General features: G+C 71.8%; 26 protein-coding genes. 13 read left to right on the top strand and 13 right to left on the bottom strand.

The window, feature by feature from the left end:
* Window positions 1-46 precede the first annotated feature (46 nt).
* Window positions 47-673, bottom strand: a complete 627-nt coding sequence (locus tag ABZ642_RS22595; protein WP_360486836.1) for a 1,4-alpha-glucan branching protein — start codon at window positions 671-673, stop codon at window positions 47-49.
* 239 nt (window positions 674-912) lie between these two features.
* On the opposite strand from ABZ642_RS22595, the gene ABZ642_RS22590 reads away from it, so the two are divergent.
* Window positions 913-1,776: a tetratricopeptide repeat protein gene (locus ABZ642_RS22590; protein WP_360486833.1), complete on the top strand. Its 864-nt coding sequence runs from the start codon at window positions 913-915 to the stop codon at window positions 1,774-1,776.
* Window positions 1,777-2,131: 355 nt separating this feature from the next.
* Here ABZ642_RS22590 and ABZ642_RS22585 read toward each other — a convergent pair whose 3' ends face one another.
* On the bottom strand, window positions 2,132-2,761 hold the full coding sequence (locus ABZ642_RS22585; RefSeq protein ID WP_360486830.1) for a TetR family transcriptional regulator: 630 nt from the start codon (window positions 2,759-2,761) through the stop codon (window positions 2,132-2,134).
* 219 nt (window positions 2,762-2,980) lie between these two features.
* Here ABZ642_RS22585 and ABZ642_RS22580 point away from each other — a divergent pair, with 219 nt between their 5' ends.
* Genes ABZ642_RS22580 through ABZ642_RS22570 form a run of 3 tightly spaced genes read left to right on the top strand, consistent with a single transcriptional unit; the run spans window position 2,981 to window position 6,254 of the window.
* Window positions 2,981-4,411 carry a glycosyltransferase family 4 protein gene (locus ABZ642_RS22580; RefSeq protein ID WP_360486827.1) on the top strand — a complete coding sequence of 477 codons (1,431 nt, stop codon included), beginning with the start codon at window positions 2,981-2,983 and terminating at the stop codon, window positions 4,409-4,411.
* On the top strand, window positions 4,405-5,187 hold the full coding sequence (locus ABZ642_RS22575) for a class I SAM-dependent methyltransferase (protein WP_360486824.1): 783 nt from the start codon (window positions 4,405-4,407) through the stop codon (window positions 5,185-5,187). Before ABZ642_RS22580 ends, ABZ642_RS22575 begins: the two co-directional genes overlap by 7 nt.
* On the top strand, window positions 5,184-6,254 hold the full coding sequence (locus ABZ642_RS22570) for a prenyltransferase (protein ID WP_360486821.1): 1,071 nt from the start codon (window positions 5,184-5,186) through the stop codon (window positions 6,252-6,254). Before ABZ642_RS22575 ends, ABZ642_RS22570 begins: the two co-directional genes overlap by 4 nt.
* Before the next feature lie 103 nt (window positions 6,255-6,357).
* On the opposite strand, the gene ABZ642_RS22565 is transcribed toward ABZ642_RS22570, so the two are convergent.
* Entirely contained in the window at window positions 6,358-6,645 is a 288-nt protein-coding gene (locus tag ABZ642_RS22565) for a hypothetical protein (protein WP_360486818.1), read from the bottom strand.
* Between the two features lie 135 nt (window positions 6,646-6,780).
* On the opposite strand from ABZ642_RS22565, the gene ABZ642_RS22560 reads away from it, so the two are divergent.
* Window positions 6,781-7,341: a hypothetical protein gene (locus ABZ642_RS22560; protein ID WP_360486815.1), complete on the top strand. Its 561-nt coding sequence runs from the start codon at window positions 6,781-6,783 to the stop codon at window positions 7,339-7,341.
* Window positions 7,342-7,466: 125 nt separating this feature from the next.
* Here ABZ642_RS22560 and ABZ642_RS22555 read toward each other — a convergent pair whose 3' ends face one another.
* From ABZ642_RS22555 to ABZ642_RS22535, 5 genes are all read right to left on the bottom strand, one after another.
* Entirely contained in the window at window positions 7,467-8,477 is a 1,011-nt protein-coding gene (locus tag ABZ642_RS22555; RefSeq protein ID WP_360486812.1) for an LLM class F420-dependent oxidoreductase, read from the bottom strand.
* A gap of 96 nt (window positions 8,478-8,573) precedes the next feature.
* The gene (locus tag ABZ642_RS22550) at window positions 8,574-9,389 is read right to left on the bottom strand and encodes a hypothetical protein (RefSeq protein WP_360486809.1); all 816 of its coding nucleotides are present in this window, start codon (window positions 9,387-9,389) and stop codon (window positions 8,574-8,576) included.
* A gap of 129 nt (window positions 9,390-9,518) precedes the next feature.
* The gene (locus ABZ642_RS22545; RefSeq protein WP_360486806.1) at window positions 9,519-10,427 is read right to left on the bottom strand and encodes an N-acetylmuramoyl-L-alanine amidase; all 909 of its coding nucleotides are present in this window, start codon (window positions 10,425-10,427) and stop codon (window positions 9,519-9,521) included.
* A gap of 139 nt (window positions 10,428-10,566) precedes the next feature.
* Window positions 10,567-11,220, bottom strand: a complete 654-nt coding sequence (locus ABZ642_RS22540; RefSeq protein ID WP_360486803.1) for a class I SAM-dependent methyltransferase — start codon at window positions 11,218-11,220, stop codon at window positions 10,567-10,569.
* Between the two features lie 199 nt (window positions 11,221-11,419).
* Window positions 11,420-13,171, bottom strand: a complete 1,752-nt coding sequence (locus ABZ642_RS22535; RefSeq protein WP_360486800.1) for an MFS transporter — start codon at window positions 13,169-13,171, stop codon at window positions 11,420-11,422.
* 204 nt (window positions 13,172-13,375) lie between these two features.
* Here ABZ642_RS22535 and ABZ642_RS22530 point away from each other — a divergent pair, with 204 nt between their 5' ends.
* The 4 genes from ABZ642_RS22530 (at window position 13,376) to ABZ642_RS22515 (ending at window position 17,737) form a co-directional block, all read left to right on the top strand.
* Window positions 13,376-14,620 (top strand): lipid-transfer protein, encoded by a 1,245-nt coding sequence (locus tag ABZ642_RS22530; RefSeq protein ID WP_360486797.1) that lies wholly within the window; start codon window positions 13,376-13,378, stop codon window positions 14,618-14,620.
* Between the two features lie 265 nt (window positions 14,621-14,885).
* The gene (locus ABZ642_RS22525) at window positions 14,886-16,313 is read left to right on the top strand and encodes an MFS transporter (protein ID WP_360486794.1); all 1,428 of its coding nucleotides are present in this window, start codon (window positions 14,886-14,888) and stop codon (window positions 16,311-16,313) included.
* A gap of 51 nt (window positions 16,314-16,364) precedes the next feature.
* Window positions 16,365-16,904: a SigE family RNA polymerase sigma factor gene (locus ABZ642_RS22520; RefSeq protein WP_360486791.1), complete on the top strand. Its 540-nt coding sequence runs from the start codon at window positions 16,365-16,367 to the stop codon at window positions 16,902-16,904.
* Window positions 16,904-17,737 carry a hypothetical protein gene (locus tag ABZ642_RS22515; RefSeq protein WP_360486788.1) on the top strand — a complete coding sequence of 278 codons (834 nt, stop codon included), beginning with the start codon at window positions 16,904-16,906 and terminating at the stop codon, window positions 17,735-17,737. The genes ABZ642_RS22520 and ABZ642_RS22515 overlap by 1 nt, the downstream gene beginning before the upstream one ends.
* Before the next feature lie 19 nt (window positions 17,738-17,756).
* On the opposite strand, the gene ABZ642_RS22510 is transcribed toward ABZ642_RS22515, so the two are convergent.
* Entirely contained in the window at window positions 17,757-18,389 is a 633-nt protein-coding gene (locus ABZ642_RS22510) for a response regulator transcription factor (protein WP_360487318.1), read from the bottom strand.
* 260 nt (window positions 18,390-18,649) lie between these two features.
* On the opposite strand from ABZ642_RS22510, the gene ABZ642_RS22505 reads away from it, so the two are divergent.
* A complete protein-coding gene (locus ABZ642_RS22505) occupies window positions 18,650-20,218 on the top strand; it encodes an alpha-L-arabinofuranosidase B (RefSeq protein WP_360486786.1) in 1,569 nt (522 codons plus the stop codon).
* On the opposite strand, the gene ABZ642_RS22500 is transcribed toward ABZ642_RS22505, so the two are convergent.
* Genes ABZ642_RS22500 through ABZ642_RS22490 form a run of 3 tightly spaced genes read right to left on the bottom strand, consistent with a single transcriptional unit; the run spans window position 20,196 to window position 23,214 of the window.
* Entirely contained in the window at window positions 20,196-21,473 is a 1,278-nt protein-coding gene (locus ABZ642_RS22500) for a sensor histidine kinase (protein WP_360486783.1), read from the bottom strand. The genes ABZ642_RS22505 and ABZ642_RS22500 overlap by 23 nt on opposite strands.
* 17 nt (window positions 21,474-21,490) lie before the next feature.
* Window positions 21,491-22,207 carry an ABC transporter permease gene (locus ABZ642_RS22495; protein WP_360486780.1) on the bottom strand — a complete coding sequence of 239 codons (717 nt, stop codon included), beginning with the start codon at window positions 22,205-22,207 and terminating at the stop codon, window positions 21,491-21,493.
* Entirely contained in the window at window positions 22,207-23,214 is a 1,008-nt protein-coding gene (locus ABZ642_RS22490) for an ABC transporter ATP-binding protein (RefSeq protein ID WP_360486777.1), read from the bottom strand. Before ABZ642_RS22490 ends, ABZ642_RS22495 begins: the two co-directional genes overlap by 1 nt.
* 262 nt (window positions 23,215-23,476) lie before the next feature.
* Between ABZ642_RS22490 and ABZ642_RS22485 the strand changes: the two genes are divergently transcribed.
* The 3 genes from ABZ642_RS22485 (at window position 23,477) to ABZ642_RS22475 (ending at window position 26,533) form a co-directional block, all read left to right on the top strand.
* Window positions 23,477-24,334: a MaoC/PaaZ C-terminal domain-containing protein gene (locus tag ABZ642_RS22485; RefSeq protein ID WP_360486774.1), complete on the top strand. Its 858-nt coding sequence runs from the start codon at window positions 23,477-23,479 to the stop codon at window positions 24,332-24,334.
* Between the two features lie 91 nt (window positions 24,335-24,425).
* Window positions 24,426-25,502: a Zn-dependent alcohol dehydrogenase gene (locus ABZ642_RS22480; RefSeq protein WP_360486771.1), complete on the top strand. Its 1,077-nt coding sequence runs from the start codon at window positions 24,426-24,428 to the stop codon at window positions 25,500-25,502.
* Window positions 25,503-25,513: 11 nt separating this feature from the next.
* Window positions 25,514-26,533, top strand: coding sequence for a 3-oxoacyl-ACP reductase (locus ABZ642_RS22475; RefSeq protein WP_360486768.1), 1,020 nt, complete (start codon window positions 25,514-25,516; stop codon window positions 26,531-26,533).
* Between the two features lie 61 nt (window positions 26,534-26,594).
* On the opposite strand, the gene ABZ642_RS22470 is transcribed toward ABZ642_RS22475, so the two are convergent.
* Window positions 26,595-26,747 carry a hypothetical protein gene (locus ABZ642_RS22470; RefSeq protein ID WP_360486765.1) on the bottom strand — a complete coding sequence of 51 codons (153 nt, stop codon included), beginning with the start codon at window positions 26,745-26,747 and terminating at the stop codon, window positions 26,595-26,597.
* Between the last annotated feature and the right edge of the window lie 95 nt (window positions 26,748-26,842).

The following is a 26,842-nucleotide window of genomic DNA, read 5'->3' as shown; positions in this document are numbered from 1 at the left end:
CGCCCGAGGGGTAGCCCCCGGCCCGGGACCGGCTTCCGGCCGCGGACTAGCGAGGTTCGAGAGCGGCGAACAGTGCCCTGGTCCGGGTGCCGTCCGGCTGCTGCCAGGCTCCGGTGACGTACCCGGCCGCGTCGGCGGGCGGCAGCGAGCCGGGGGTCAGTACCCGCCGCAGCCGCAGGACCAGGTCCTCGTCCGTTACGGCGAACTCGGTGCTCTCGTCGGTGTCGACGGGGGCGCCGAGGCCGGGGAGCGGGCCCGCTGCGGCGTACCCACGGGCGACCTCCCGGTCGGGCGTGTCGGTGATGCTCTGTGCCTGCGCCGCGGCACGTCCCTCGATCAGGGCCGCCAACCCGGCCGTCAGCACGGGGTCGTGGCAGCCGTCGTAGGCCCAGCGAGTGCCGAGCACACCGTGCTCTATGGTGCCGAGGAGCGCGTGCTCGGCGCCGTCGAGCGGGGCGCCGCGGTAGGTGAGCGGTACGAGATACGCGTCCGCGCCCGCCGTGACGATCATGAACTCGATCCCCACCTCACCCTCCGGGTCGTCCAGCCGGAACCCGCCGGCCTTCACCAACTCCGGTGCGGCGGGGCCGCGGTACCAGGGGCGGGTGGGGAGCCAGCCGGCGAGGAGTTCGACCTTGGTGGGTTTGAGGGTGGTGCGGTGGATGAGTGCCATGGGGGAGATTCTCCGATCGGGGGCAGGGGTCCGGCCAGAGGCTTTTCGCCCCGGGGACTGATGCGGGGGCTGACTCGGTGGCTGATCCGGTGGCTGATCCGGGGGCTGAGCCGGCAGCTGACGGGGCGGCCTGGCGTCGGCCTGCCAACGGCCGGGCGTGGCCCGTCGGTGGCAGGCCCGGCCTGTCGGTGGCCTGGGATACGCTCCTGCGGTCCGACGGGCCGACCAGGGTGGGGAACGTGCGCAAGACCGAGGCCGAGGGCCTGATCAAAGCGGCCTACGAGGCGTGGGAGGCCGAGGAGTGGCTGTCCGCCGCCGGGCTCTTCGAGCAGGTTCTCGCGCGGTTCCCGGACGAGGAGCGGAGCGCGGTGTGGTGGTACGACGCCGCGCTCGCCCACAAGTTCCTGCGCAACTGGGCCAAGGCCTACGCACTGGGCCGCGAGGCCGCCGCCCGTGCTCCGCGCGGCGAGGGCGACCCGGCCTTCTGGAACCTCGGCATCGCGGCCACCATCCAGGGCGACTGGGCCACCGCCCGGGACGCCTGGGCCGGCTTCGGCATCGAACTCCCGGCGGGGGAGGGGGAGATCGACGGGCGGTTCGGGGCGGCCTGTGTGCGGCTGGACACCGGTGGCGAGCGGGAGGTCGTGTGGATCGACCGGCTGTGCCCGACGCGGGGGAGGGTGATGAACGTGCCGGTGACGGCGGGACGGCGGTTCGGGGAGATCGTCGTGCACGACGGCGAGCCCACGGGGCGCCGGGTGGTCGAAGGCCGTGAGTTCCCCGTCTTCGACGAACTGCTCCTCCTGCGGGCGTCCGGGCTGCCGACCCTGGAGGTGACGGTGAACGCCGGCGAGGCCGCCGACCTCGACGCGCTGGTCGCCCTCTTCGTCGAGCACGACTTCGGCGCGGAACCCGCGAGCAGCCTGGAGATGCTCTGCTCCTGCTGCAGCGAGGGCACCCACGAACAGTCGCGCAAGGTCCACGCGGGGGCCCAGCGGGTGTCCCTGGCGGCCCCGGAGGCGGAGGCCCGGCTGCTGCTGGAGCGCTGGGCGGGGGAGACCGCGCTCGGGCGGAGCTGGAGCGGGCTGCAGACGGTGGGGTAGCGGGCCGGAGCCGGTGGGATCGCGTGCCGGCGGTGGTGGGGTTGCGCGCCGGAGGCGCTCGCACGGGGCGTGTATCAGGAAAAGTGTAAAAAATCCACCATTGGGGTGTTCTATTCCCCTCTGCGCGTTCTATCCTGAAGTCAGCCTACGAGGCGAGTGAGGGAGTCCGAGCGGCGTAGCCGACTCAGGCGTGACGCAGATGCACAAAGCATCCGCCGGTGCCGACGTCGACGGTCGGGCTGAGAGGTCGGAAGGCGGCGGTTTGGCCTGACGGCGACCCCCATCACCTGATCCGGACCATGCCGGCGAAGGGAACCCGTCTCGTAGGTCTTCGCATGCCCCGAGCCCGCGCGGGCTACGGCTTCGCGCCCGGCTCCGTCAGGTCGATCAGCCGGCAGACCGTCTCGATGTCGATCTTCACCTGGGCGATGGAGGCGCGCCCCGACAGCCAGGTGATCAGGGCCGAGTGCCAGGTGTGCTCGATGACGCGGACGGCGGAGAGCTGGGCGGGGGACGGGTCGGTCAGGCCCATCGCGTCCAGGATGATCGCCGTCGTCTGCCGGGAGACCTGGTCCACCTCGGGGGAGACGCTGCGGTCGGCGAAGGTGAGCGCGCGGACCATCGCGTCCGCCAGGTGCGGCTCGCGCTGCAGTGCCCGGAAGGCCCGCATCAGGGTCTCGGCGACCCGCTCGGACGCCGCCTCGCCCGCCGGCGGCTTCTTGCGCAGCGTGCCGTGCATGTGTTCCAGCTGGTCCTGCATGGTCGCGACCAGCAGATGGACCTTGGAGGGGAAGTAGCGGTAGAGCGTGCCCAGCGCCACCTGGGAGGACTCGGCCACCTCACGCATCTGCACCGCGTCGAAACCGCCCCGGCTGGCCAGCTGGGCGCTCGCGTGCAGGATCCGGCGGCGCCGGGCCTCCTGCCGCTCGGTGAGCGGCGGGGTGGCCGATCTGGCGCCGATGTCCACCTTGGCTTCCGCAGGCATGGGTCCCGTCCGTGACAGTCGGTGAGGGCAGTGCTCAGGGCGAGTGATCAGACAGCATGGCAGGGGTCGCGTCGTGGCGCGAATCACCTGATCCACTGCTCACTCCGCCCCTACCTGCCGGTAGATTCAGAGCCTCTTGAACGATCAAGTCTGAAACTTGTTCTAGATTAGCGTCCCGGCGTAATCTCGCGGGAAAGTGCAGGGAGAAGGGGGCCCAGAGTGACCGCTGAGGCCAGGCGGACGGGTACCGACGAGGAACCCGCCGCCGACGGCGAGCGACCGCTCGGCATCGCGCTCCTCACCTATAAAGGGAACCCGTTCTGCGGTGGCCAGGGCGTCTACGTACGGCACCTCTCCCGCGAGCTGGCCCGCCTCGGGCACCGCGTCGAGGTGATCGGCTCACAGCCGTACCCCGTCCTGGACGAGGGCTACCCCGCGCTCACCCTCACCGAGCTGCCCAGCCTCGACCTGTACCGCTCCCCGGACCCCTTCCGGACGCCCGGGCGGGACGAGTACCGGGACTGGGTCGACGCGCTCGAAGTGGCCACCATGTGGACCGGCGGCTTCCCCGAACCGCTGACCTTCTCGCTGCGCGCCCGCCGCCATCTGCGCGCCCGCGCCGGTGAGTTCGACGTCGTCCACGACAACCAGACGCTGGGATACGGCCTGCTGGGGGACGTCGGCGCGCCTCTCGTCACCACCATCCACCACCCCATCACCGTCGACCGGCAGTTGGAGCTGGACGCGGCCGACGGCTGGAAGCGGCGGTACTCCGTACGGCGCTGGTACGCCTTCACCCGGATGCAGAAGCGGGTCGCCCGCCGGCTGCCCTCCGTGCTCACCGTCTCCGGCACCTCCCGCCAGGAGATCGTCGACCATCTCGGCGTACGCGAGGACCGCGTCCACGTCGTCCACATCGGAGCCGACACCGACCTCTTCGCGCCGAATCCCGCCGTACCCCAGGTGCCCGGCCGGATCGTCACCACCTCCAGCGCGGACGTACCCCTGAAGGGGCTGGTCTTCCTCGTCGAGGCCCTCGCCAAGGTACGGACCGAGCACCCCGCCGCCCACCTCGTCGTCGTCGGCAAGCGGCCCACCGAGGGGCCCGTCGCGCAGGCCATGGAGCGGTACGGCCTCGACGGCGCCGTCGAGTTCGTGAAGGGCATCTCCGACGCCGAACTCGTCGACCTGGTCCGGTCCGCCGAGGTCGCGTGCGTGCCGTCGCTCTACGAGGGCTTCTCGCTGCCCGCCGCCGAGGCGATGGCGACCGGCACCCCGCTGCTCGCGACGACGGGCGGTGCGATTCCCGAGGTCGCCGGACGGGACGGGGAGACCTGCCTGGCCGTGCCGCCGGGCGACGCCGGCGCGCTGGCCGCCGGGCTGAGCCGGCTCCTCGGCGACCCCGAACTCCGCGCGCGCCTCGGCCGGGCCGGCCGGGAGCGGGTGCTACGGCACTTCACCTGGGCGCGCGCCGCGGAGGGCACGGTGGCCCGGTACCGCGAGGCGATCGCCCGCTCCGCGGGCGGCACGGACGCCGCTTCCGGCCGCTCCGCGACCGAGGCCGTGGCCCGCTCCGCGCCCCGCAATCCCGGCCGCTCCGCGGCCTCAGCTGGTGTTCGTCACGAGAGTGAAAGCAGGGCCACGTGCTGACCGTCGACTTCTCCCGGTTCCCGCTCGCCCCGGGCGACCGCGTACTGGACCTCGGCTGCGGGGCAGGACGCCACGCCTTCGAGTGCTACCGGCGCGGCGCCCAGGTCGTGGCGCTCGACCAGAACGGAGAGGAGATCCGCGAGGTCGCCAAGTGGTTCGCGGCGATGGCGGAGGCCGGCGAGGCCCCGGCCGGCGCGACGGCCACCGCCATGGAGGGCGACGCGCTGGCGCTGCCCTTCCCCGACGAGTCCTTCGACGTCGTCATCATCTCCGAGGTCATGGAGCACATCCCCGACGACAAGGGCGTGCTCGCCGAGATGGTGCGCGTGCTCAGGCCCGGCGGCCGGATAGCCGTCACCGTGCCGCGCTACGGCCCCGAGAAGGTCTGCTGGACGCTCTCCGACGCCTATCACGAGGTCGAGGGCGGACACATCCGCATCTACAAGGCCGACGAGCTGATCGGGAAGATCAAGGAAGCCGGTCTGCGGCCGTACGGCAGCCACCACGCCCACGCGCTGCACTCGCCCTACTGGTGGCTGAAGTGCGCGTTCGGCGTCGACAACGACAAGGCGCTGCCGGTACGGGCCTACCACAAGCTGCTCGTCTGGGACATCATGAAGAAGCCGCTGGCCACGCGCCTCGCCGAGCAGGCGCTGAACCCGGTGATGGGCAAGAGCCTCGTCGTCTACGCCACCAAGCCGCACCTGCCCCGGACCGAGACGGGGACCGAAACCGGGACCGGCGCCCCGTCGGACGCCGAGGTGGCCGCCAAGTGACCACCCCCCGGACAGAACACCTCGTCCTGCCCGGGGTCCTCACCGCCGAGCAGGCTGCCGCGACCGTCCGCGGGATCCTCGCCGTGCAGCGGGAGGACGGCGCGATCCCGTGGTTCCGGGGGCACCACCTCGACCCCTGGGACCACACCGAGGCCGCGATGGCGCTGGACGCGGCCGGTGAGCACACCGCCGCCGAGCGGGCCTACACCTGGCTCGCCGAGCACCAGAACGAGGACGGCTCCTGGTACGCGGCCTACGCCGACGGCGCGCACGACGACGTCACCGACCGCGCCCGCGAGTCCAACTTCGTCGCCTACATCGCCGTGGGCGTCTGGCACCACTACCTCTCCACCGGCGACGACACCTTCCTCGACCGGATGTGGCCCGCCGTGTACGCGGCCGTCGAGTGGGTGCTGCGGCTGCAGCAGCCCGGCGGCGAGATCGGCTGGCGGCGCGAGGACGGCGGGAGGCCCACCGACGACGCGCTGCTGACCGGGAGTTCATCGGTCCACCACGCGCTGCGCTGTGCGCTCGCCATCGCCGAGCAGCGCGAAGAGCCGCAGCCGGACTGGGAGTTGGCGGTGGGCGCGCTGCGGCACGCGATACGGCGCCACCCCGAGCGGTTCCTGGACAAGGACCGGTACTCGATGGACTGGTACTACCCGGTGCTGGGCGGGGCGTTGACCGGTGCGGAGGCGGCCGCGCGGATCGAGAAGGACTGGGAGCGGTTCGTCGTACCCGGGTTCGGGGTGCGGTGCGTCGTGCCCAATCCGTGGGTGACGGGCGGGGAGTCGGCCGAACTCGCCCTCGCGCTGTGGGCGGTCGGGGAGTCCGACCGGGCGCTGGAGATCCTGCAGTCGATCCAGCATCTGCGGGACGCGGAGTCGGGGCTGTACTGGACCGGATACGTCTTCGAGGACGACGCGATCTGGCCGCGGGAGCTCACCACGTGGACGGCGGGGTCGCTGTTGCTGGCGGTCGCCGCGCTCGGGGGGCATGACGCCACGTGTGCGGTGTTCGGAGGAGGGCGGCTGCCTTCCGGGCTCGAGGTGGATTGCTGCGCCTGAGGGGCGGGGCGGCGGCGTACGGCGGGTGCGGCGCCGTACGGCCGGTTGCGCCACGGGGCGGAGCCGCACGCCGACACGGCCTCGCGCCCCGTGGGGGCGCGGTTCAGTGCCGCTGCATCCGGTTGGCGATCGCGTGGCCGATGAACAGGTAGACGACCGCTGCCAGGCCGTATCCCGCCACCACCCTCGCCCACGCCTCGTCGAAGGTGAACAGGTCGCGTGACCAGCCGGCCAGCCAGGCGGCCGCGTTGTGGATGAACTGGACCAGGCTGTTCGCCCGGTTCGCGTCCAACAGGTACATCATTATCCAGAGGCCCAGTATGAGGGCCATGATGTCGGCGACGACCGCGACGACCGTGCCGGCCTGATTGTGACGATATCGAGGGGACATGCCCTCCGGGTTGCCGTCGATCGGTCCTTGAAACCTGAACCGGGTTCCCCCGAGTGGCGCGGCGCCTCCATCTGGGTGACGCTGCCGGAGGAAGCAACCGCTCGGGGAGGACATCGAGACACACGGGAGGACCCCGTGCCCGTACCGATACGGCGCCTGGTCGTCGCGCTGACGCTCTGCTGCGCACTCGTCGCCGGCGTGACCGCGTGCAGCAGCACGCAGAGCAAGTCCACCGACACCGGCATGGCCGCGGTGCCCGTGGCCGACACGCCCAGTCCGAGTACGTCCGCCGAGAAACAGAATTTCGCCAAGACGCGGTTCGTCGCCAACGCGTCACTCGCGGCCGGTGCCACCTACCAGTGGATCGTCAAGCCCTGGAAGGCGGGCAAGTTCAAGAAGGGCGCCCACGGTCGTACCTTCGCCCTCGTCAAGGCCGGTCTCGCGGGCACCTTCGCGTACAACCGGCTGCAGGCCGCCAAGCGGAACGCCGAGGGCGACCCGCTGCTGTCGAAGGCCGTCGCGCCGCTCTCGTCCGGCATCGACGCGCTGAAGGACCTGCCGTCCAAGCTCCGCAAGGGCGACGGCAACGCGGCCAGTTCGTTCAACGACGTCATCAACAACGTGAAGGATGCCGGAAAGAGCGCCGGTGCCCCGGTCACCAACAAGGTGCCTTCGGCATCTCAACTCACCCACTGAGCAACGTGGTTCGGGTTCGGCGCCGGAGTCCGCGCGTGCCGTTCGCCGGGTGTCCGGCTCGGCCGGGGACCCGGCGCCGTTTCCCGCGCCGCGGCGTCCTGCGTCCGGACGCCCTGCGCGGCCGCCTAGGAGTTGAGCTCCGCGAGCACCCGCAGGGTGTGCGGGTCGGGGGCCAGGGCCAGCAGGTCGGTCACCGGGCCCTTGCGCCACAACTCCAGCCGCTCGGCGATGCGCTCGCGCGGGCCGACCAGTGAGATCTCGTCGGCGAACGCGTCCGGCACGGCCAGCACGGCCTCCTCGCGCCGCCCGGACAGGAACAGTTCCTGGATCCGCCGCGCCTCCTCCTCGTACCCCATGCGTGCCATGAGGTCGGCGTGGAAGTTGCGGGCCGCGTGACCCATTCCGCCGATGTAGAAGCCGAGCATGGCCTTGACGGGCAGCAGCCCGGCGGCCACGTCGTCACAGACCTTCACCTGCGCCATCGGGGCGACCAGGAAGCCCTCCGGCAGCTCGGCCACCGCGGGCCCGTACACCTCGGGCCGGCTCGGTGCCCAGTACAGCGGCAGCCAGCCGTCGGCGATCCGGACCGTCTGGGCGACGTTCTTCGGCCCCTCGGCGCCGAGCAGGACCGGCAGGTCGGCTCGGAGCGGGTGGGTGATCGGCTTCAGCGGCTTGCCGAGACCGGTGGCGTCCGGCCCGCGGTACGGATGGGAATGGAAGCGCCCCGCCGCCTCCACCGGCCCCTCCCGCCGCAGCACCTGGCGCACGACGTCCACGTACTCCCTGGTCGCGGTGAGCGGTGATTTCGGGAACGGGCGGCCGTACCAGCCCTCCACGACCTGCGGCCCGGACAGGCCGAGCCCCAGCATCACCCGGCCCCCCGACAGATGGTCCAGGGTCAGCGCGTGCATCGCGGTGGTGGTCGGCGGGCGGGCCGCCATCTGGGCAACGGCCGTACCCAGCCTGATCGTTGACGTCTGTGCGGCGATCCAGGTGAGTGGGGTGAACGCGTCCGAGCCCCAGGACTCCGCCGTCCACACCGAGTGGTATCCGAGCCGCTCCGCCTCCCGCGCCAGCGGCACATAGTCCGGGGCGGGCCCCCGCCCCCAGTATCCGAGTGCCAACCCGAGCCGCATGCGAGCCTCCTGACGGTATGTCAGATCGAGTTCCGGACTGTACGACAACGGCCCCTCGCCCGGAAGGGAGAGGGGCCGTACGCGGTCCTGTGCGGATCAGCCGCGCTGGATCCCGGAGGTGTCCTGCAGCACGCCGCGGCGGCCGTCCTGGGTCTGCGCCACCAGCGCGCCGCCGCGCTGCTCGACGGCCAAGTACCAGGTGCCGGGCGCCAGTTCGGCGATCGGCGCGGTCGAGCCGTCCTCCCCGAACAGCGGCCGGGCCACCGGGACGGCGAACCAGAACGGCGAGAAGTCGGGTGCGGGGCCGGCCGGCTGCTGCTGTGCGGCGGCCGGGGGCTGCTGCTGGCCGAACGGCTGACCGGCCTGCGGCTGGGCGCCGTACGGCTGGCCGGGCTGCGGGGCGGCGGCACCCGGGTAGCCGTAGCCACCGGGGGGCTGGGCGCCGTAGGGCTGCGGAGCCTGCGGCTTGGGGGCCGGGATCAGGGCCGCCTGCAGCGCCGGGACCAGCGGGGTGGCGATCGCGGCCGCGGCCAGGACCAGCGCCGCGATCAGGCCGAGGATCAGACCGGAACCGGCGCCGATGTCCAGGGTGTTGAAGTCGTCGAACGCGCCCAGCGGGTCGATGGTCGACCAGAACGCGGTCCACACCGAGAACACGGTGAGACCGACGCCGATCTGGCCCAGGTCGAGACCGACGAACTTCAGCGGCTGCGGCAGTGCGCGGGCGAGGACGATCAGGACCGCGCCGGCGATGCCGCCGACGTACATGCTCATCACCAGGCCGAGGTTGTCCCAGGCGTTCGGGGCACCGTTGCCGGACTTGTCGAACGTGTCGAGGAACGACGCGATGAACAGCAACACCGCTGCTCCGATCACCACGCCGTCGCCTCTAGTGAGGGAGCGGATATTCACTTCAGGTCCTTCGTAGGTCGTCTCGTCGGCGGAGGAGGCGTCGCGGGGGTGCCCCTCATCGTAGGAATCGCAGGAAGGACACTATCGTTCGTACGATCGGCGTGTCCGCCCGGACCAGTCCGTCGATGCCTACCCGCGCAGGAAACTCACGATTCCCTCAGAGATTCCCTGCGCCGCCTTCTGCCGCCAGGTCCCGCTCGTCAGGAGTGCCGAGTCCTTGCTGTCGCGCATGTTGCCGCACTCGATGAACACCTTGGGAACCGTTGACAGGTTGAGACCGCCGAGATCCTTGCGTACGTCGAGGCCGGTGCCGTTGCCGACGTAGTTGGACGGAGAACTGCCGGTCGCCTTCGCGAAATCGCTCTCGATGTGCTCGCCGAGGGTGCGCGAGGGGCCGACGATCGGGCGGGTGTCGGCGCTGCCGGAGTGCACGGAGGCCGGGAGGATGACATGGAAGCCGCGGTCGCCCTCGGGTGCCCCGTCGGCGTGGATGGAGATGGCCGCGTCGGCGTGCGCGTCGTTCCCGATCCGGGCGCGCTGGGTCACGCACGGCCCCCAGGCGGGCCGGTCCCCGTCATGGGTCAGCTTCACGGTGGCCCCCTGCCGCTCCAGCAGGGTCTGCAGCCGATGCGCGACGTCGAGCGTGAACCGTGCCTCGCTGTAACCGGCGTTGGTGGCGGTCCCCGTCGTGTCGCACTCCTTCCAGTTCGTCCCGATATCCACCTTCTGGTTGATCTCCGACGTGTGCTGGAAGTTCCCCGGGTTGTGCCCCGGGTCGATCACGACGACCTTGCCCTTCAGCGGCGGGGTCGCGCTCGGGCTCGGCACCTTGGCGTCATCACCGGGCGACACGGGCGCCGACCGAGGCGCCGCCGCGTTCGCCTCCCCGCCACCACTCCCACCGGGCTTCCCCACCTCCTCGAACACCACCCATCCGAGCAGCGCACCGGGCACGAGCGCGGCGAGAGCGACAGCCATGGGCGCTCGCCGGGAGCGCCGCTGCTGCGGGGAATCGAATTCGGGGCCTGTGTACGACACATCAGCCACCCTAGCGGCCGTCCACGGCGTCCACGCGGTCCAAGAGGGCCGATGGGATGACGGCGGTGACAGGTCTCGGGGCGGGGTGAGGGGCGGACGTCGCCTCCTGTCGAGCGTCGCCGCGGCTGCGACCGAGCCCTCAGATCCCCGTCCCCGTCCGCCGCAGCACGCGCAGCGAGTCCTGCGCCGAGACCTCCGTGAACGCGCCCGACTCCAGGGCGCGGAGGTAGACGCGGTAGGGGGCCTGGCCGGTGAACTCGTCCTTCGGGTCCGGGAAGACGTCGTGGATGAGCAGGAGCCCGCCCCGCGCCACATGGGGGGCCCAGCCCTCGTAGTCGGCGGTGGCGTGCTCGTCGGTGTGGCCGCCGTCGATGAAGACGAACCCGAGGGGGGAGTTCCAGAAGGAAGCGATCTGGGGGGAGCGGCCCACCAGGGCGACGACGTGGTCCTCGAGGCCCGCCCGGTGCAGCGTCCGCCGGAAGGTGGGCAGCGTGTCCATCAGCCCCAGCTCCGGGTCGACCGTCTCCGGGTCGTGGTAGTCCCAGCCCGGCTGCTGCTCCTCGCTGCCCCGGTGGTGGTCGACGGTGACAGCGGTGACCCCGGCGGCCCGCGCCGCGTCGGCGAGGAGCAGGGTGGATCGCCCGCAGTACGTCCCGACCTCCAGGAGCGGGAGGCCGAGTTCCCCGGCTTCGACAGCGGCCGCGTACAGCGCCAGCCCCTCGTGCAGGGGCATGAACCCCTTGGCCTTCTCGAACGCGGCGAGCGTCTCGGGCTGGGGCGCGGCCACGGCCATGGGGGTCCCTTCGGTCGTACGACGTTGCGGCCACCCATGCTGCCGCACCCCCTGCCGGAGTCCGACAGGGGGTGCGAAGGAAGTGGCGTGCCCCGTCAGGGGCGCGGGGCTGTGTCGATGTGCGGCTCCGCCGCGTGGGCGCGAGCAGCCCCCTCACGAGCCCGCGGCCAGCCGCCGGACGGCAGGCCGCGGCCTCTCGCTAGGCGTTCACGGTCTCCCCCGGCAACGCGAGATCCAGGTCGACGGCCTGGCCATCCCCCGCATACGACGCCGAGGAGGCCAACGGCCCGTGCCCCGCCGCCTTCGCGGCCAGCACGTACGCCCCGTCGGTGGGCACCGCCAGCGCGTACGTACCGTCGTCGCCGGACAGCGTCGCCCCCGCCTGCCGCCCCCGTCGGTCGATCAGCGTGACCTTGGCGCGGGCCACCGGGACGCCCGCCGCGTCGAGCACGCGCCCGCGGAAGCCGCGCAGCACCTCCTCGGCGTTGGCCAGCGCGACGTCCTCGTCGCTGCTCGCGCGCAGTTGCGTGTGCTGGGGGGCCTCCGCCGCCGTCCGGCTCCGCTTGGGCAGCAGCAGGGCGAGGACCAGGCCCACGGCCACCGCGCCCGTCGCGATCAGGAAGGAGACCCGGAAACCGTGCATGGTCGGGATGGCGACGCCGCCCACGTGGTTCGCCGTGTTGGCCAGCACCATACCGATGACGGCGCTGGACACGGACGTACCGATGGACCGCATCAGGGTGTTGAGACCGTTCGCCGCGCCCGTCTCCGACGCGGGGACCGCACCGACGATCAGCGCCGGGAGGGAGGAGTACGCGAGGCCGATGCCCGCGCCCAGCACCACGGCGATCACCAGGCTCTGCCAGGCCGCGCTCATCAGGCCGAGGCCCGCGCCGTAGCCGATGCCGATGATCAGCATGCCGAGGATCAGGGTGGTCTTGGGGCCGTACTTGGCGGACAGCCGGGCATAGACGGGGGCCGTGAACATCATCGTCAGGCCCAGCGGGGCGACCAGCAGACCCGCGGTGACCATCGACTGGCCGAGCCCGTAGCCGGTGGCCTTCGGCAGCTGGAGCAGCTGCGGCAGGACCAGCGAGACGACGTAGAAGCTGACCCCGACCATGATCGAGGCGAGGTTGGTGAAGAGCACCGCCGGGCGGGCGGTGGTGCGCAGGTCGACCAGCGGGGCCTTGATCCGCAGCTCCATCACGCCCCACAGGACGAGGATGACGGCGGAGGCGGCGAAGAGTCCGAGCGTGGTGCCGGAGGTCCAGCCCCAGTCGCTGCCCTTGGTGATCGGGAGAAGGAAGAGGACCAGGCCCACGGAGAGCCCGATCGCGCCCAGCACGTCGAACGTGCCCGCGGCGCGCGCCGAGGACTCGGGTACCGCGACGAGGGTGAGGACGATGGCGATGACACCCAGGCCGGCGGCGCCGTAGAACAGGGCGTGCCAGTCGGCGTGCTGCGCGACCAGGGCCGCGGCGGGCAGCGCGAGGCCGCCGCCGACGCCGATCGAGGAGCTCATCAGGGCCATCGCCGAGGCGAGCTTCTCGCGCGGCAGCATGTCGCGCATCAGGCCGATGCCCAGCGGGATCGCGCCCATGGCGAAGCCCTGGAGGGTACGGCCCACGATCATCGTGAGCAGTTCGCTGGTGAGTGCGCTGATCAGCGCGCCCACCACCATCACGGAGAGGCTGAATATCAGCATCCGCCGCTTGCCGTACAGGTCGCCGAGGCGGCCCATGATCGGAGTGGCCACGGCGCCCGACAGGAGCGTCGAGGTCAGGACCCAGGTGGCGTTGCTGGGCTCGGTCCCCAGCAGCTGCGGCAGGTCCTTGATCACCGGAACGAGCAGGGTCTGCATCACCGCGACCACGATGCCCGCGAAGGCGAGCACCGGGACCACGGCCCCGCTGGCGCCCCGAGCGGGCTGGTCGGTCGTGTGCGTCATTGAGTGAGGCCTCCGGGCCAAGAGAGTGACGGGCAGAGCGGGGAGAGGCGGGATCCGCCTCGGATAAGTGGTGGGTAAACCTCGTATGCACAGGCAACTATTCCGTTGCTTCGAGCTGCTAACGAATTCTTGACCCTCCCATGGGTTTCTGATCTACCGTCAAGCCCTGGCCAATTTGTGGAACGTGTTCTAGTCTCACGCGCCATGAGTGCCGCGATGAATGCCGTCAGGGCCGCGAAGGCGTATGTCGCCGGGGTCGGAATGACCAGGTTCGAGAAGCCCGAGACCCGTGATTGGCAGTACTGGGACATGGTCCGGGAGGCGGGCGGCTCAGCACTCGCCGACGCGGGGATCTCGTACACCGAAGTGGAACAGGTTCCTGTCGGCTACTGTTTCCAGCCCTCCACCGCCGGCCAGCGCGCCGCCTATGAGCTGGGTCTCACCGGCGTCCCCGTCTACAACGTCAACAACAACTGCGCCACCGGTGCCACGGCCCTGATGCTGGCCCGCCAACTCGTCGAGGGCGGCGCGGCCGACTGCGTCCTGGCCCTCGGCTTCGAGAAGATGAAGAAGGGCGCGCTCGGGAGCGGCGCGGACGGTGGGGCCCGCGGCGGAGCCGCTGATGACTGGAGCGCCACGTCACCCGTCGCCCGGCACTACGGCGTCATGGCCGCCCGGCACGGCTTCGAGGCGACCCCGCCGACCGCGCAGATCTTCGGTGACGCGGCCCGCGAGCACATGGAGCGGTACGGCACCACCGAGGCGCAGCTCGCGGCCGTGGCCGCCAAGAACCACCGGCACTCCGCGCACAACCCGTACGCCCAGTTCCAGGACGTGTACGACGTGGCCGGCATCCTCGCCGCCCGCACCGTCCACCGCCCGCTCACCAAACTCCAGTGCTCGCCCACCTCCGACGGCGCGGCGGCGGCCGTGGTCGTCTCGGAACGGTTCGCCGAACGGCGCGGGCTCACCGGCCTCGTCGAGATCGTCGCGCAGGCGATGACGACGGACACCGAGGAGTCCTTCGCGTCGGGCTCGTGCATCGACGTCGTCGGGCAGCCGATGTCACGGGCGGCGGCCCGCCAGGTCTACGACCGCTCAGGACTCGGCATCGAGGACGTCGACGTCGTGGAGCTGCACGACTGCTTCTCCGTCAACGAGCTGCTGACGTACGAGGCGCTCGGCATGTGCGCGGTGGGCGAGTCGGGCAAGCTGGTCGAGTCGGGGGCGACGACGTACGGCGGGCGCTGGGTGGTGAACCCCTCCGGAGGGCTCATCTCCAAGGGACACCCGCTGGGCGCGACCGGCCTCGCGCAGACCGCCGAACTGGTGTGGCAGCTGCGGGGCACGGCGGGGGAGCGGCAGGTGCCGGGCGCGCGGGTGGGGCTCGCGCACAACATCGGGCTGGGCGGCGCGGCCGTGGTGACCATGCTCCGGAAGACGGCGTAGGCCGCGCGACGGCGATGGACGCGATGCGGGGCGGTGTCGGCCGCACGACGGCGGATGACTCGGTGCGGGGCGCGTAGGCCGCGCGACGGCGATGGACGCGGTGCGGGCCGCGTAGGCCGCACGACGGTGAAGGACGCGATGCGGGGCCGCGTAGGCCGTGCGACCGCGAAAGGCGCGGTGCCGGGCGGTGTAGGCCGTGCGACCGAGGCCAGGTGGGCCGAAAAGCCGATGCAAGGACCGTAACCGGCTTGAGAGCATGACGGTCATGCTCGAAGCCGCGGACACCTCACGAATATCCCGTCGTACCGCACCCCCCACCTGGCTGGTGGTGGCGTTGGCGTGTGCCGGGCAGTTCCTGGTGGTGCTCGACGTGTCCGTGGTGAACGTGGCGCTGCCGTCGATGCGCGCGGACCTGGGGCTGAGCGCGTCCGGCCTGCAGTGGGTGGTGAACGCGTACGCCATCGCCTTCGCCGGGTTCATGCTGCTCGGCGGGCGGGCCGGTGACCTCTACGGCCGTAAGCGGATGTTCCTGGTCGGGCTCGGTCTGTTCACGCTGGCCTCGCTCGGCGGCGGCCTCGCCCAGGACGGCTGGCAACTGCTGCTCGCCCGGGCCGTGCAGGGGCTGGGCGCGGCGGTCCTTGCGCCCTCGACGCTGACTCTGCTCACGGCCGCCGTGCCGGAGGGCCCGGCCCGCGCGCGGGCGATCGCCACCTGGACGGCGGTCGGCGCCGGCGGCGGCGCGGCCGGCGGGCTGGTCGGCGGGGTGCTGGTGGACACGCTGTCCTGGCGCTGGGTGCTGCTGATCAACGTGCCGGTGGGTGCGCTGGTCCTCGCCGGCTCCGTGCTGTGGCTGACGGAGAGCCGGGCCGGGGCCGGACGGCGGCTCGACCTGCCCGGCGCGCTCCTGGTGACGGCGGGCCTGGCGACCCTGGCGTACGGCGTCTCGCAGACCGAGGCCAAGGGGTGGACGTCGGCCGCCACCCTGGTCCCGCTGGCCGCCGGGCTCGCGCTGCTCGGGCTGTTCCTGGCCGTCGAGGCGCGTACGGCGGCCCCGCTGATGCCGCTGGGCCTGCTGGCGCGGCGGACGGTGGCGTCGGCCAACGCGGCCATGCTGGTGTCCGGTTCGGCGATGTTCTGTATGTGGTACTTCATGACGCTCTACGCCCAGAACGTCCTCGGCTACTCCCCGCTGGAGGCCGGCTTCGCCCTGATACCCAGCTCGGTCGCGGTGCTCGTCGGCTCCAAGACGGCGCCCCGACTGATGCGGCGGGCGGGCGCGCGGACGGTGGCGGTGGCGGGCACGCTGGTCGCGGCGACCGGCTTCGGCTGGCAGTCGACCATGGGCCCGCACGGCGCCTACCTGACGGCGATCATGTTCCCCGGGATCCTGATGATGCTCGGCGCGGGCCTGGCCGCGACCCCGCTGGCCGCACTGGCCACCTCCGGGGCGGCGCCGACGGAGGCCGGACTGCTCTCGGGGCTCGTCAACACCTCGCGCACGATGGGCGGTTCGCTGGGGCTCGCGGTGATGTCGACGGTCGCGGCGGCCCGGACCGGCACGGGCGGCGGGGCCGCGGCCCTGACCGAGGGATACGCGCTGGCCTTCCGTACCAGCACCGGGGTGCTGCTGGCCGGGGCGGTGCTGATGCTGCTGTGGCTGCCGGGAAGAATTTCGCCGACGTCTGCCGGATGAGGCAACGGTCCGAGCGGCTCGTGGACTCCTCATTACATCTAGGAGGTGCCCATGGGGGAGCGGGAGAACGCTCGGAACGAGGAGTTCCAGAGTTTCATGACCGGCCGCTGGCCGCGGCTGATGCGTACGGCTTTTCTCCTCACGGGGGAGCAGCACGCCGCCGAGGACCTGGTCCAGTCGACGCTCGAACAGGTCTTCGTGGCCTGGCGCAAGGTCGGCTCGGCCGATGATCCGGAGGCGTACGTACGGCGCGTGATGATCAACGCGCACGCCCGCCGGCACAGAAGGAAACTCAAGGAGTTCCTCGCGCCCAGGGACGACTCGGGCCTGGTCCGCGAGGTGCCCGACACGGGGGACCGGATCGCCCAGGCCGACGACCCCAGCGCCCTGCTCAAGGCACTCGCCCAACTGCCGCCGCGGCAGCGGGAGGCGGTGGTCCTGCGCTACTGGGAGGACCTGACGGAGACCCAGGCGGCGGAGGCGATGGGCTGCTCGGTGGGCACGGTCAAGAGCAACGCGGCCAAGGGGATCGCGAAACTCCGTGCCATACCGGGACTGGTCGAGATGGTGACGCAGGGAGGGCGTGGCTGATGAGCGCGAACCGGGAGAACCACGGCATGACACAGACGGAGTCGGACATCGCCCTCCTCCTCGCGGACGCCGCGGACGAGGTCGAGATCGGCATAGCCCCTGTCCAGGCGGTGATGCGCGGCGGCAGGCGGCGCCGGGCCAGGCGATGGGCGGTGACGGGGGCCACGGCGCTGGCGCTGGCCGTCGGCGCGACGGCGGGGACGCTGGCCGTGACGGGACTGCCGGGCGGGGGGCACGGGGACCGGGGCGGTGAGGTGGCGGTCCGGCCGGCGTCACCGGAGGAGCGCCATGTGTACACGCCCGAGTCGACGGACCTGGCGCTGGGCAGCTACCAGGGCAAGAAGTGGGGCGTCGGGGTCATGGTGTGGGGCGCGCCGCTCACCCGTGCCGAGGCCGAGAGGCAGTGGAAGGCGATGGGTGACTGGGGGCTCGAACCCGCGGACGCGGACAAGCCCGCCGAACTGATCGGCAAGACGTCCTACTTCGTCGCCCGCAGTTACGCCGGATTCCGCCGCCAGGTGGTCATGTTCAACACGGTGCGGGAGGTGGAGCCGCTCTCGGGGACCGACCTGGACGCCGCCGCCGCCCGGCTCGGTGACGATCCGGCGAGCGCCGACCGGCTGGTGGTCGGCAAGGTCGCCACGACCGCCGCGGCGGTCACCTGCCACTGGAAGGACGGCACTTCGACGCGGGTCGAGCGGGTCCCCGCCGACTCCCCGTACTACAGCGGGCAGTCGGGGCTCCGGCCGGTCCGCGACTACCCGGGGGCCGACTGGTTCGTCTGCGTGGCCCCGAAGGGCACCGCCTACGAGTCGGCGGAGGTGACCAAGTAGCGCGGAGCTCGGCGGGAGTTCACAGCCACCCCTGCTGCCGGGCCTCCCGTACCGCCTCCGTGCGGTTGCGGGTGCCGGTCTTGCCGATCGCGGCGGACAGGTAGTTGCGGACCGTCGACTCCGACAGATGCAGTTTCGCCGCGATGTCGGCGACGGTCGCGCCGTCCACCGACGCGTTCAGGACGTCGCACTCGCGGGCGGTGAGCGGATTCGGCCCGGCGCTGAGCGCGGCCGCCGCGAGCGCCGGGTCGACCACGGTCTCCCCGGTGAGCACCTGCCGGATCGCCCGGGCCAGGTCCTCGACCGGACCGTCCTTGACGAGGAAGCCGGCCGCCCCGGCCTCCATGGCCCGGCGCAGATAGCCGGGCCGGCCGAAGGTGGTCAGGATCAGCACCCGGCAGTCGGGCGCCTGGTCGCGCAGCTCCGCCGCCGCGTCCAGGCCGCTGATGCCCGGCAGTTCGATGTCGAGGAGGGCCACGTCGGGCCGGTGGATCAGCGCGGCGTCCACGATCGCGTCACCCGCCGCGACCTGGGCGACGACCTCGATGTCCGGCTCCATCCCGAGCAGGAGGGCGAGGGCCCCGCGCATCATGCCCTGGTCCTCGGCGAGCAGCACCCTGATGGACTTGGCGGGCCGGTGGTCCCGGGGCATCTCGTTCGCAGGCTCGTACACAGCCCAAGCCTAGCCGCGGGCCCGGAAATCAAAGAGTGGTCATTGTTCCGCGCCGCAGGGCTTGACGGCGGTTGACCGTGCTCAAACAATCACCTCTGCAATTCTCTGAATTCCCGGCCAATGGTCGGTATTTCGACCGCTGAATAGGTTCGGTATTTCGGTCGAACGACGTTCGGTATACCGGCCAGCAACCCGCACCGCCCTACGAGGAACCGAAGAAGAGGTGCATCGTGTTCTCAGTGTCCCTACGAGCCCCGCGCTCCCGTCCGTCACGCCTCAGGAGAGCCGCGCTCTGTGCGCTCGCGGCCTTCGCGACCGTCGCCGCGCTCGTCGTCGGGGCCGGCGCCCCGCAGGCCGCCGCCGCGGGTTCGCTGCCCTGTGACCTCTACGCCACCGCAGGCACGCCGTGCGTCGCCGCGCACAGCATGGTCCGGGCGCTGTACTCGTCGTACAGCGGATCCCTCTACCAGGTGCAGCGCGCCTCCGACAGCGCCACCGCGAACATCGGCCCGCTGGCCGCCGGCGGATACGCCGACGCGGCCGCGCAGGACTCCTTTTGCTCCGGTACGACCTGCATCGTCACCAAGATCTACGACCAGTCCAGCAGGCACAACGACCTCACCGTCGAGGGCGCCGGCGGGGCCGGCGCGGCCGATGTCGGGGCCCCTGCGGACGCGCTGCCGGTGACCGTCGGCGGGCACCAGGTCTACGGCCTGGAGATCTCGGCCGGCATGGGCTACCGGGACAACTCCACCTCCGGGGTCGCCACCAACGGCGCCGCCGAGGGGATGTACATGGTCACCTCCGGCACCCATGTCAACGGCAGCTGCTGCTTCGACTACGGCAACGCCGAGACCAACAACAAGGACACCGGCAACGGCCACATGGACGCCATCAACTTCGGCACCGAGTGCTGGTTCGCGCCCTGCTACGGCTCGGGGCCCTGGGTGCAGGCCGACCTGGAGAACGGGCTGTTCCAGTCCAACCTCGGCTACAGCACCAACTCCGCCAGCACGGGCACGGGCGCGACACCTTTCGTCACCGCGTTGCTGAAGAACAACGGCCAGGACCATTTCGCACTGAAATGGGGAAACGCGCAGTCCGGCGGTCTCACCACCACGTATTCCGGCGGTGAGCCCACCACCAGCGGCTACTCGCCCATGCACCAGGAGGGCGCGATCGTCCTCGGCACCGGCGGCGACAACAGCAACGGCTCCATCGGCTCGTTCTTCGAGGGCGTGATGACCTCCGGCATCCCGACCGACGCCGCCGACAACGCCGTCCAGTCCAACATCGTCTCCGTCGGCTACGGCGGCGCGACCGGCTCCACCGGCACGCTCAGCCCCGGCTCGGAGATCTCCCTGAAGGCCACGACGTCCTGCTGCACCACCGACTACGTCCGCCACCAGGCCGACGCGGCCGTCCTCTCCGCCATCACCACCGGCAGCTCCGCCCTGGACAAGAACGACGCCACCTGGATCGTCCGCCGCGGACTGGCCGACAGCTCCTGCGTCTCCTTCGAGTCGCGCAACTACCCGGGCGACTTCCTGCGCCACTACAACTTCAAGCTCCTGCGGCAGCCCATGGACGGCACCGCCACGTTCAGAGCCGACGCCACGTTCTGCCCGCAGACCGGCAAGAGCGGCACCGGCACCTCGTTCGCGTCGTACAACTACCCGACGCGATATCTGCGCCACTACAACTACAACGTCTACATAGCGAGCGACGGCGGTTCCAACGCCTGGGACAGCGCCACCTCGTGGACCGACGACGTGAGCTGGGTCGTCAGTTCGCCCTGGGCACCGTAGTCGCCACCGTCATAGCGGTCAGCAACTCCAGCGACTCGGTGGGGAGTTCCGCGGTGACCGTGAAACCCCCGCGTGGCGACGGGCCGGCTTCGAGAGAGCCGCCCGCCGCCGCGAGGCGCTCGGTCAGCCCCTTCAGACCGGTGCCGCCGACGCCCGCGCGGCGGGGCTCGGCGGCGCCGGCGCCGGTGCCGTCGTCGCCGACGGTCAGCCGGACCCGCTCGGCGCCGCTGTCGACGGTGATCTCGCAGTGCGTGGCGTCGCTGTGCCGGACCACGTTGGTGACCGCCTCGCGCACCACCCAGCCCAGCAGCGTCTCGGTCTGCGGGGCGAGCGGCGTCCCGGTCTGCCTGACGACCGGCTCGATGCTCGCCGCCGAGAGGACCGAGCGGGCCCGGTCGAGTTCCGTGGCCAGGCTGCCCTCGCGGTAGCCGGTGACCGCCTCACGGATCTCGGTGAGCGCCTGCCGGCCCACCGACTCGATGTCGGAGATCTGCGAGAGGGCCGCGTCCATGTCACGGGGGGCGAGGCGCCGGGCCGCCTCCGACTTGACGACGATCACCGAGAGGGTGTGGCCGAGCAGGTCGTGCAGATCCCGGGAGAAGCGCAGCCGCTCCTTCTCCACCGCGCGCCGGGCCAGCTCCTCGCGGGCCGCGCGCAGCTCCCGTACCGCCTCGGACAGGGAGAGGATCGCGGCGGTCACCATGGTGGACAGGAAGGTGCCGTAGGCGACGTTGATCGCGTCCCAGCCCGCCCGGAACACGGAGACCGCCGCCGCGAGGGCGGTCAGCGCGAGGCCGATCTGACCCAGCCGCGGGCCGCGCAGGCAGGCCCCGGTGGCGAGGCCGAGCAGCGGGAAGAAGTACAGCCAGCTGCCGCCGTAGCCGAGGGCGAGACCGCAGGTGATCAGGCCCATCAGAACGAGCGCCACCCGCGTCGAGACGGCCTCGCGCTTCTCCTTCACGAAGGAGCGGAACACGACGTAGATGTAGAGGGAGTTGAACGCGAACAGGCCCAGGCCGCCGATCCAGGGGCTGGGGGTCTTGCCCTGGAGGAGGTTGGAGAAGGAGCCCAGCCCCAGCAGCAGCCACGGCAGCAGGGAGAAGCCGGTCGGCGGCGGACCCGGGTGCTCGGTTTGCTCGCCCGTGCGACGCGCCTCCTTCTGCGCGGCCTTGAAGTCCGCCATGTCGGCCTTCCACTGAGACCGCGCCGCCCGCCAACGGCGTGTCTGGCAGGTGATCCCTCGCATCCAGGACATTTTTTTCGCTCCCCCGGTCACACGGTCCGCCCGGTCCGGCGGTACGCCATCACAGCGTACGAACCGAACGCGAGCAGCCAAGCCGTCAGGACCGCGATCGCGCCGAGTGCCGGGGCGTGTCCGTCGGCGACGGAGGTGCCGAGTTCGGCGAAGCGGTTGGTCGGGGTGTACTTCGAGACGGCGCGCAGCCAGCCGGGGAACAGGCTGATCGGGAACCACAGGCCGCCGACCACGGCGAGCCCCAGGTTGCAGGCCATGTTCGTGACGCCGGTGGTCTGGGCGGTCAGGCCGTAGCCGTTGGCGAGGCCGAGCAGGGTGAAGGGGATCGAACCCAGCCACAGCAGCAGCGCGATCCCCGCCCACTGCCAGGCCGCCAGCCGTACGCCGTTGACCAGGCCGCCCGCCAGGAGCACCGCGAGGATCGCGGGCAGTACGGTCACCGAGCCGGTCAGCGCCCGGCCGAGGACGACCTGGCGCGGGGTCATCGGGGTCACCCGGAGCTGCCGCAGCCAGCCGATCGCCCGGTCCTCGGCGACCCCGCCGCCGGTGTTGAGGGCGGAGCCGACCGCGCCGTAGGCGGCCATGCCGACCATGGCCTGGGTCCTGTACCCGCCGTCGTCGCCGCCCAGGTTGGTGAACAGCAGGTACATCATCACCGGCATCGCGATCCCGCCGATCACGAAGCCGGCGTCGCGCAGGGTCCGGCGTACTTCGAGGCGCAGGTAGTCGAGCATCAGACGGTCTCCGTCTCAGCGGCGGTTCGGGCGGGGGAGGTGTCGTCCGGGGCGGCCGCGCGGGGCAGCGGGTCGGGCAGTACGCCGTCTCCGGTGCGCGGGCCGGACGTCAGGGCCAGGAAGGCGTCGTCGAGGGAGGCGGGGGTGACCTCCAGGCCGCGGATCGCGTTCCGGGCGGCCAGCGCGATCACGGTGGCGTCCGAGTCGTCGGTGCGCAGCAGCGCGCGGTCGCCGCGCACCTCGAGGGAGCGCACGCCGGGCAACCGGGCCAGGCCCTCGGTGGAGCGGCCCGCCAGGTCGAAGGCGACCAGGCTGCCGCCGGCCGCCCGCTTGAGCTGCTCGCCGGTGCCGTCCGCGACGATCCGGCCGCGGTCGATGACGAGGATGCGGTCGGCGTGCGCGTCCGCCTCCTCCAGGTAGTGCGTGGAGAACAGGACGGTGTGGCCGCGCCGGGCGTACGCGCGCATCGAGCGCCAGAACGCGTGCCGCGCCTCCACGTCCAGGGCGGCGGTCGGCTCGTCCAGGACGAGCAGCGACGGGTTCCCGGCCAGTGCCACGGCGAACCGCACGCGCTGTGTCTGGCCGCCGGACAGCCGGTCCACCCGGCGCCCGGCGAGCTCGCCGATACCGGCCAGCTCCAGGGCCTGTGCGACGGGCATCGGGGTCGGATAGCGCCGGGCCACGAAGGTGACCAGCTCGCCGACGGTGACCCGGGGCACCGCCCGCGCCTCCTGGAGCATCGCTCCGACCAGCCCGCTGCGTACGGCCTTCGCCGGCTGCGCGCCGAACAGTTCGACCGTGCCGGCGTCGGGCGTGTTCAGCCCCAGCAGCAGCGAGATCGTCGTCGACTTGCCCGCGCCGTTGCGGCCGAGCAGCGCGACCGTCTCACCGCGCCCTATCTCCAGGTTCACCCCGTCCACCGCGCGTACCGTCCCGAAGGTCTTGACCGCCCCCGCGAAGGACACGGCCCGCTCTGTCCGGCCTGCCGTCCCACCTGTCCATGTCATGCCTACGACGCTACGGAACCCGGGCTCCCGCGCGGCAGATGCGCTTGTACGGACTCGCGCATGACAAATGTCATGGCCCGGCACGGCTGCATCTGACACTGTGTCAGGAGCCTTCACAAGTGTGGAGCGCTCGGCTATACAAGGGGCGCTGGACTGGAACGCGTTCTAGGGACAACCCCCTTGGACCCGCCCCGTGGACGACCTCGGTGCGGCCGACGGTGCGGACGGTCGTGCCGAGGTCTTGAGACACCTCAGGAGCCGTATGCCCATCGACGCAGCCAAGGCCCTCGCCGCCGAACCCCGGTCCGGGGAGATCCACTGGGAGCGCCGGGACGTCCAGCTCTACCACCTCGGCATCGGCGCCGGCCGCCCCGCCACCGACCCCGACGAACTGCGCTACACCCTGGAGTCCCGGCTGCACGTGCTGCCCAGCTTCGCCACCGTGGCGGGGGCCGGTTCGCCCGGGGTGATCAGCGGACTGTCCATGCCCGGCGTCGACGTCGACCTCGCCAAGGTGTTGCACGGCGGCCAGTCGCTCACCGTCCACCGCCCCCTCCCGGTGCGGGGCTCGGCCACCGCCACGGGCCGGATCGCCGCCGTGTACGACAAGGGCAAGGCGGCCGTCCTGGTGATGCGCACCGAGGTCGCGGACGCCGACGGCCCGCTGTGGACCAACGACGCGCAGATCTTCGTACGGGGAGAGGGCGGCTGGGGCGGCGACCGCGGCCCGTCCACCCGGCTCGACCCGCCCGCCGGCGAGCCCGACCGGACCGTCGAGCGGCCGATCCGCGAGGACCAGGCCCTGCTCTACCGCCTCTCCGGCGACTACAACCCGCTGCACGCCGACCCCGAGTTCGCCAAGCTCGCCGGCTTCGACCGGCCCATCCTGCACGGGCTGTGCACCTACGGCATGACGCTCAAGGCCGTCGTGGACACGCTGCTCGGCGGGGACGTGAGCCGGGTGCGGTCGTACGGGACGAGGTTCGCCGGGGTGGTGTACCCGGGGGAGACCCTGCGCATCCGCATGTGGCGCGGTGACGCGCGGGTCCGCGTCGCCGTCGGTGCCGTCGAGCGGGACGACGCGCCCGTCCTCGCCGACACGATCGTCGAACACTCCTGATCCAGCTTGAGCCAGCCTGAGCCGGCTTGAGCCAGCTAGGGCCGGATTGATCCATGTTGTTCCGGAACGCAGTCGAGGGGAGAGCCGCACCATGCGCGCAGCCGTACTGCAGGAGATAGGCCAGGAGAAGCTTGAGGTCCTCGACGACGTCGAGGCGGTCGGGTTCGGCCCCGGCAGGGTGCGGATCCGGGTGCGCGCCACCGGGCTGTGCCACTCGGACCTGTCGGCGATGAACGGGGTGCTGCCGCAGCCGGCCCCGTTCGTGCCGGGCCACGAGGGCGCGGGCGAGGTCCTGGAGGTGGGGGAGGGCGTCACCCGGGTCAAGCCCGGCGACCGGGTCGTCGTCTGCTGGCTGCCGGCCTGCGGGGCCTGTCCGGCCTGCCGGCGCGGGCAGACCGAGCTGTGCCTGGCCGGGTTCATGAACGCCGGCACCCCCAACTTCAGGCGCCCCGGCGGTGACCTCTTCGGCTTCGCGGGCACCGGCACCTTCGCCGAGGAGGTCGTGGTCGACGCCGGGTGCGCGGTGCCGATCCCGGACGACGTGCCCTTCGACATCGCCGCGCTGATCGGCTGCGGGGTCACCACCGGGCTCGGCGCCGCCCTCAACACGGCCGATGTCGAGGCCGGTTCGTCGGTCGCCGTGATCGGGTGCGGAGGGGTCGGGATCTCGGCGATCCAGGGGGCACGGCTCAAGGGGGCGGCCGAGATCGTCGCCGTCGACCCGGTCGCGTCCCGGCGCGAGGCCGCGATCGGGTTCGGCGCGACCCGGGCGGTCTCGCCCGACGAACTGCCCGGCGCCAAGCAGGAGGTCACCGCCGGCGAGGGCTTCGACTACGTCTTCGAGGTCGTCGGCAGGTCCGCCACCGCCCGCACGGCGTACGAGAACACCCGGCGCGGCGGCACCCTCGTGGTCGTCGGCGCGGGTGCCATGGACGACTTCCTCCAGCTCAACATGTTCGAGCTGTTCTTCGACGAGAAGCGGATCCTGCCGTCGATGTACGGCGGCGGCGACGTGGTCGGCTCCTACGAGCGCACGATCGCCCTGTGGCGGGCCGGCCGCGTCGACCTGGAGGGCCTGATCACCCACCGGGTGCCGCTGGCGGAGATCAACGAGGCCCTGGACCAGATGCGCACCGGCACCGCGCTGCGCACCTGCATCGAGATCTGAGGGGCCGTCCCATGTCGGAGAGGTCATTGCCGGAGAGTCCGCTGCCGGAGAAGACGCCGTCGGAGACTCCGCTGTCGGAGAAGCCGCTGTCGGAGAAGCCGCTCGACGGGCTCAGTGCGATCGTCACCGGCGCCGGGCGGGGGCTCGGCCGGGCCGAGGCGCTCGAACTGGCCCGGCTGGGCGCGGCCGTCGTCGTCAACGACTTCGGACAGCCGGGCCGGGACGGCTCGGGGACGGCCTCCACCGGCCCCGCCGAACAGGTCGCCGAGGAGATCCGCGCGGCGGGCGGCCGGGCCGTCGCCCATACCGGAGACATCGCGGACTTCTCGCAGGCGCGAGACCTTCTCACCCTGGCGACAACCCAGTACGGCAAGCTGGACATCCTCGTCAACAACGCCGGCATCCTGCGCGACCGCATGGTCTTCTCCATGACCGAGGGCGAGTGGGACTCGGTGATCCGGGTCCACCTCAAGGGCCACTTCAACACCACCCGCTTCGCGGCCGCGCACTGGCGGGAGCGGTCCAAGGCGGCCGGCGGCGCGAAGGTGTACGGCCGGATCGTCAACACCTCCTCCGAGGCCTTCCTCGCCGGTTCCGCGGGCCAGCCCAACTACGCGGCCGCCAAGGGCGGCATCGTCGGCCTGACCACCTCCACCGCCCTCGCCCTCGCCAAGTACGGCGTGACCGCCAACGTGATCTGTCCGCGCGCCCGCACCCGGATGACCGAGGACGTCTTCGCCGGGTTCGAACGGCCCGCCGAGGGCCTCGACCCGCTCGCCCCCGAGCATGTCGCCCCGCTCGTCGGCTACCTGGCGTCCCCGGCCGCCGCGCGGATCAACGGCCAGCTGCTGGTCGTGCACGGCGGCATGGTCGCGATCGTCGAACGGCCGCGGGTCCAGGCCAGGTTCGACAGCAAGCAGGACACCTTCAGCTACGACGAACTCGACGCCCTGCTCACCCCGCACTACGCCGACCGGCCGCCGGGGGAGACCTTCGCGGCGGCGGAGGTGCTGGGGCTGAAACGGCGGTAGCGGCACAGACGACAGCGGCCCCACCCCACAAGGGCGGAGCCGCTGTCGTTCTTACGTACCGTCAGGCCGTGGTCTCGGCCGGCTCCGGCTTGCGGTGCCGCCCGCTCGGGGCCGATTCGCCGTCCTGGACCGAGACCGGACCACGGTGCTTGCCGTGGCTGTCGGACTCCTGCAGGTCGGCGGACAGGTGCTGAGACGTGCTGGTGTCGCTCATCGGAAGAATTCACCCCGTCAACATGATCTTTCTTACAGCGCGGTGAGTTTAGCCAACCCACCGCGGGGCGAATCCAGGCAGGCACGCCGACCGGT

Source organism: Streptomyces sp. NPDC007157 (genome assembly GCF_040634235.1).
In the GTDB taxonomy this organism is placed as follows: domain Bacteria; phylum Actinomycetota; class Actinomycetes; order Streptomycetales; family Streptomycetaceae; genus Streptomyces.
Note: the sequence above shows the minus strand (reverse complement) of the source record. Positions and strands in the feature narration are given on the sequence as shown.

Coding starts and splice junctions, on each gene's coding strand:
- ABZ642_RS22475 (WP_360486768.1), top strand. CDS start 25,514: ATGTCGGAGAGGTCATTGCCGGAGAGTCCGCTGCCGGAGAAGACGCCG.
- ABZ642_RS22470 (WP_360486765.1), bottom strand. CDS start 26,747: ATGAGCGACACCAGCACGTCTCAGCACCTGTCCGCCGACCTGCAGGAG.
- ABZ642_RS22525 (WP_360486794.1), top strand. CDS start 14,886: ATGCTCGAAGCCGCGGACACCTCACGAATATCCCGTCGTACCGCACCC.
- ABZ642_RS22585 (WP_360486830.1), bottom strand. CDS start 2,761: ATGCCTGCGGAAGCCAAGGTGGACATCGGCGCCAGATCGGCCACCCCG.
- ABZ642_RS22565 (WP_360486818.1), bottom strand. CDS start 6,645: ATGTCCCCTCGATATCGTCACAATCAGGCCGGCACGGTCGTCGCGGTC.
- ABZ642_RS22515 (WP_360486788.1), top strand. CDS start 16,904: ATGAGCGCGAACCGGGAGAACCACGGCATGACACAGACGGAGTCGGAC.
- ABZ642_RS22535 (WP_360486800.1), bottom strand. CDS start 13,171: ATGACGCACACGACCGACCAGCCCGCTCGGGGCGCCAGCGGGGCCGTG.
- ABZ642_RS22495 (WP_360486780.1), bottom strand. CDS start 22,207: ATGCTCGACTACCTGCGCCTCGAAGTACGCCGGACCCTGCGCGACGCC.
- ABZ642_RS22485 (WP_360486774.1), top strand. CDS start 23,477: ATGCCCATCGACGCAGCCAAGGCCCTCGCCGCCGAACCCCGGTCCGGG.
- ABZ642_RS22490 (WP_360486777.1), bottom strand. CDS start 23,214: ATGACATGGACAGGTGGGACGGCAGGCCGGACAGAGCGGGCCGTGTCC.
- ABZ642_RS22595 (WP_360486836.1), bottom strand. CDS start 673: ATGGCACTCATCCACCGCACCACCCTCAAACCCACCAAGGTCGAACTC.
- ABZ642_RS22540 (WP_360486803.1), bottom strand. CDS start 11,220: ATGGCCGTGGCCGCGCCCCAGCCCGAGACGCTCGCCGCGTTCGAGAAG.
- ABZ642_RS22530 (WP_360486797.1), top strand. CDS start 13,376: ATGAGTGCCGCGATGAATGCCGTCAGGGCCGCGAAGGCGTATGTCGCC.
- ABZ642_RS22480 (WP_360486771.1), top strand. CDS start 24,426: ATGCGCGCAGCCGTACTGCAGGAGATAGGCCAGGAGAAGCTTGAGGTC.
- ABZ642_RS22510 (WP_360487318.1), bottom strand. CDS start 18,389: ATGCCCCGGGACCACCGGCCCGCCAAGTCCATCAGGGTGCTGCTCGCC.
- ABZ642_RS22555 (WP_360486812.1), bottom strand. CDS start 8,477: ATGCGGCTCGGGTTGGCACTCGGATACTGGGGGCGGGGGCCCGCCCCG.
- ABZ642_RS22520 (WP_360486791.1), top strand. CDS start 16,365: ATGGGGGAGCGGGAGAACGCTCGGAACGAGGAGTTCCAGAGTTTCATG.
- ABZ642_RS22500 (WP_360486783.1), bottom strand. CDS start 21,473: ATGTCCTGGATGCGAGGGATCACCTGCCAGACACGCCGTTGGCGGGCG.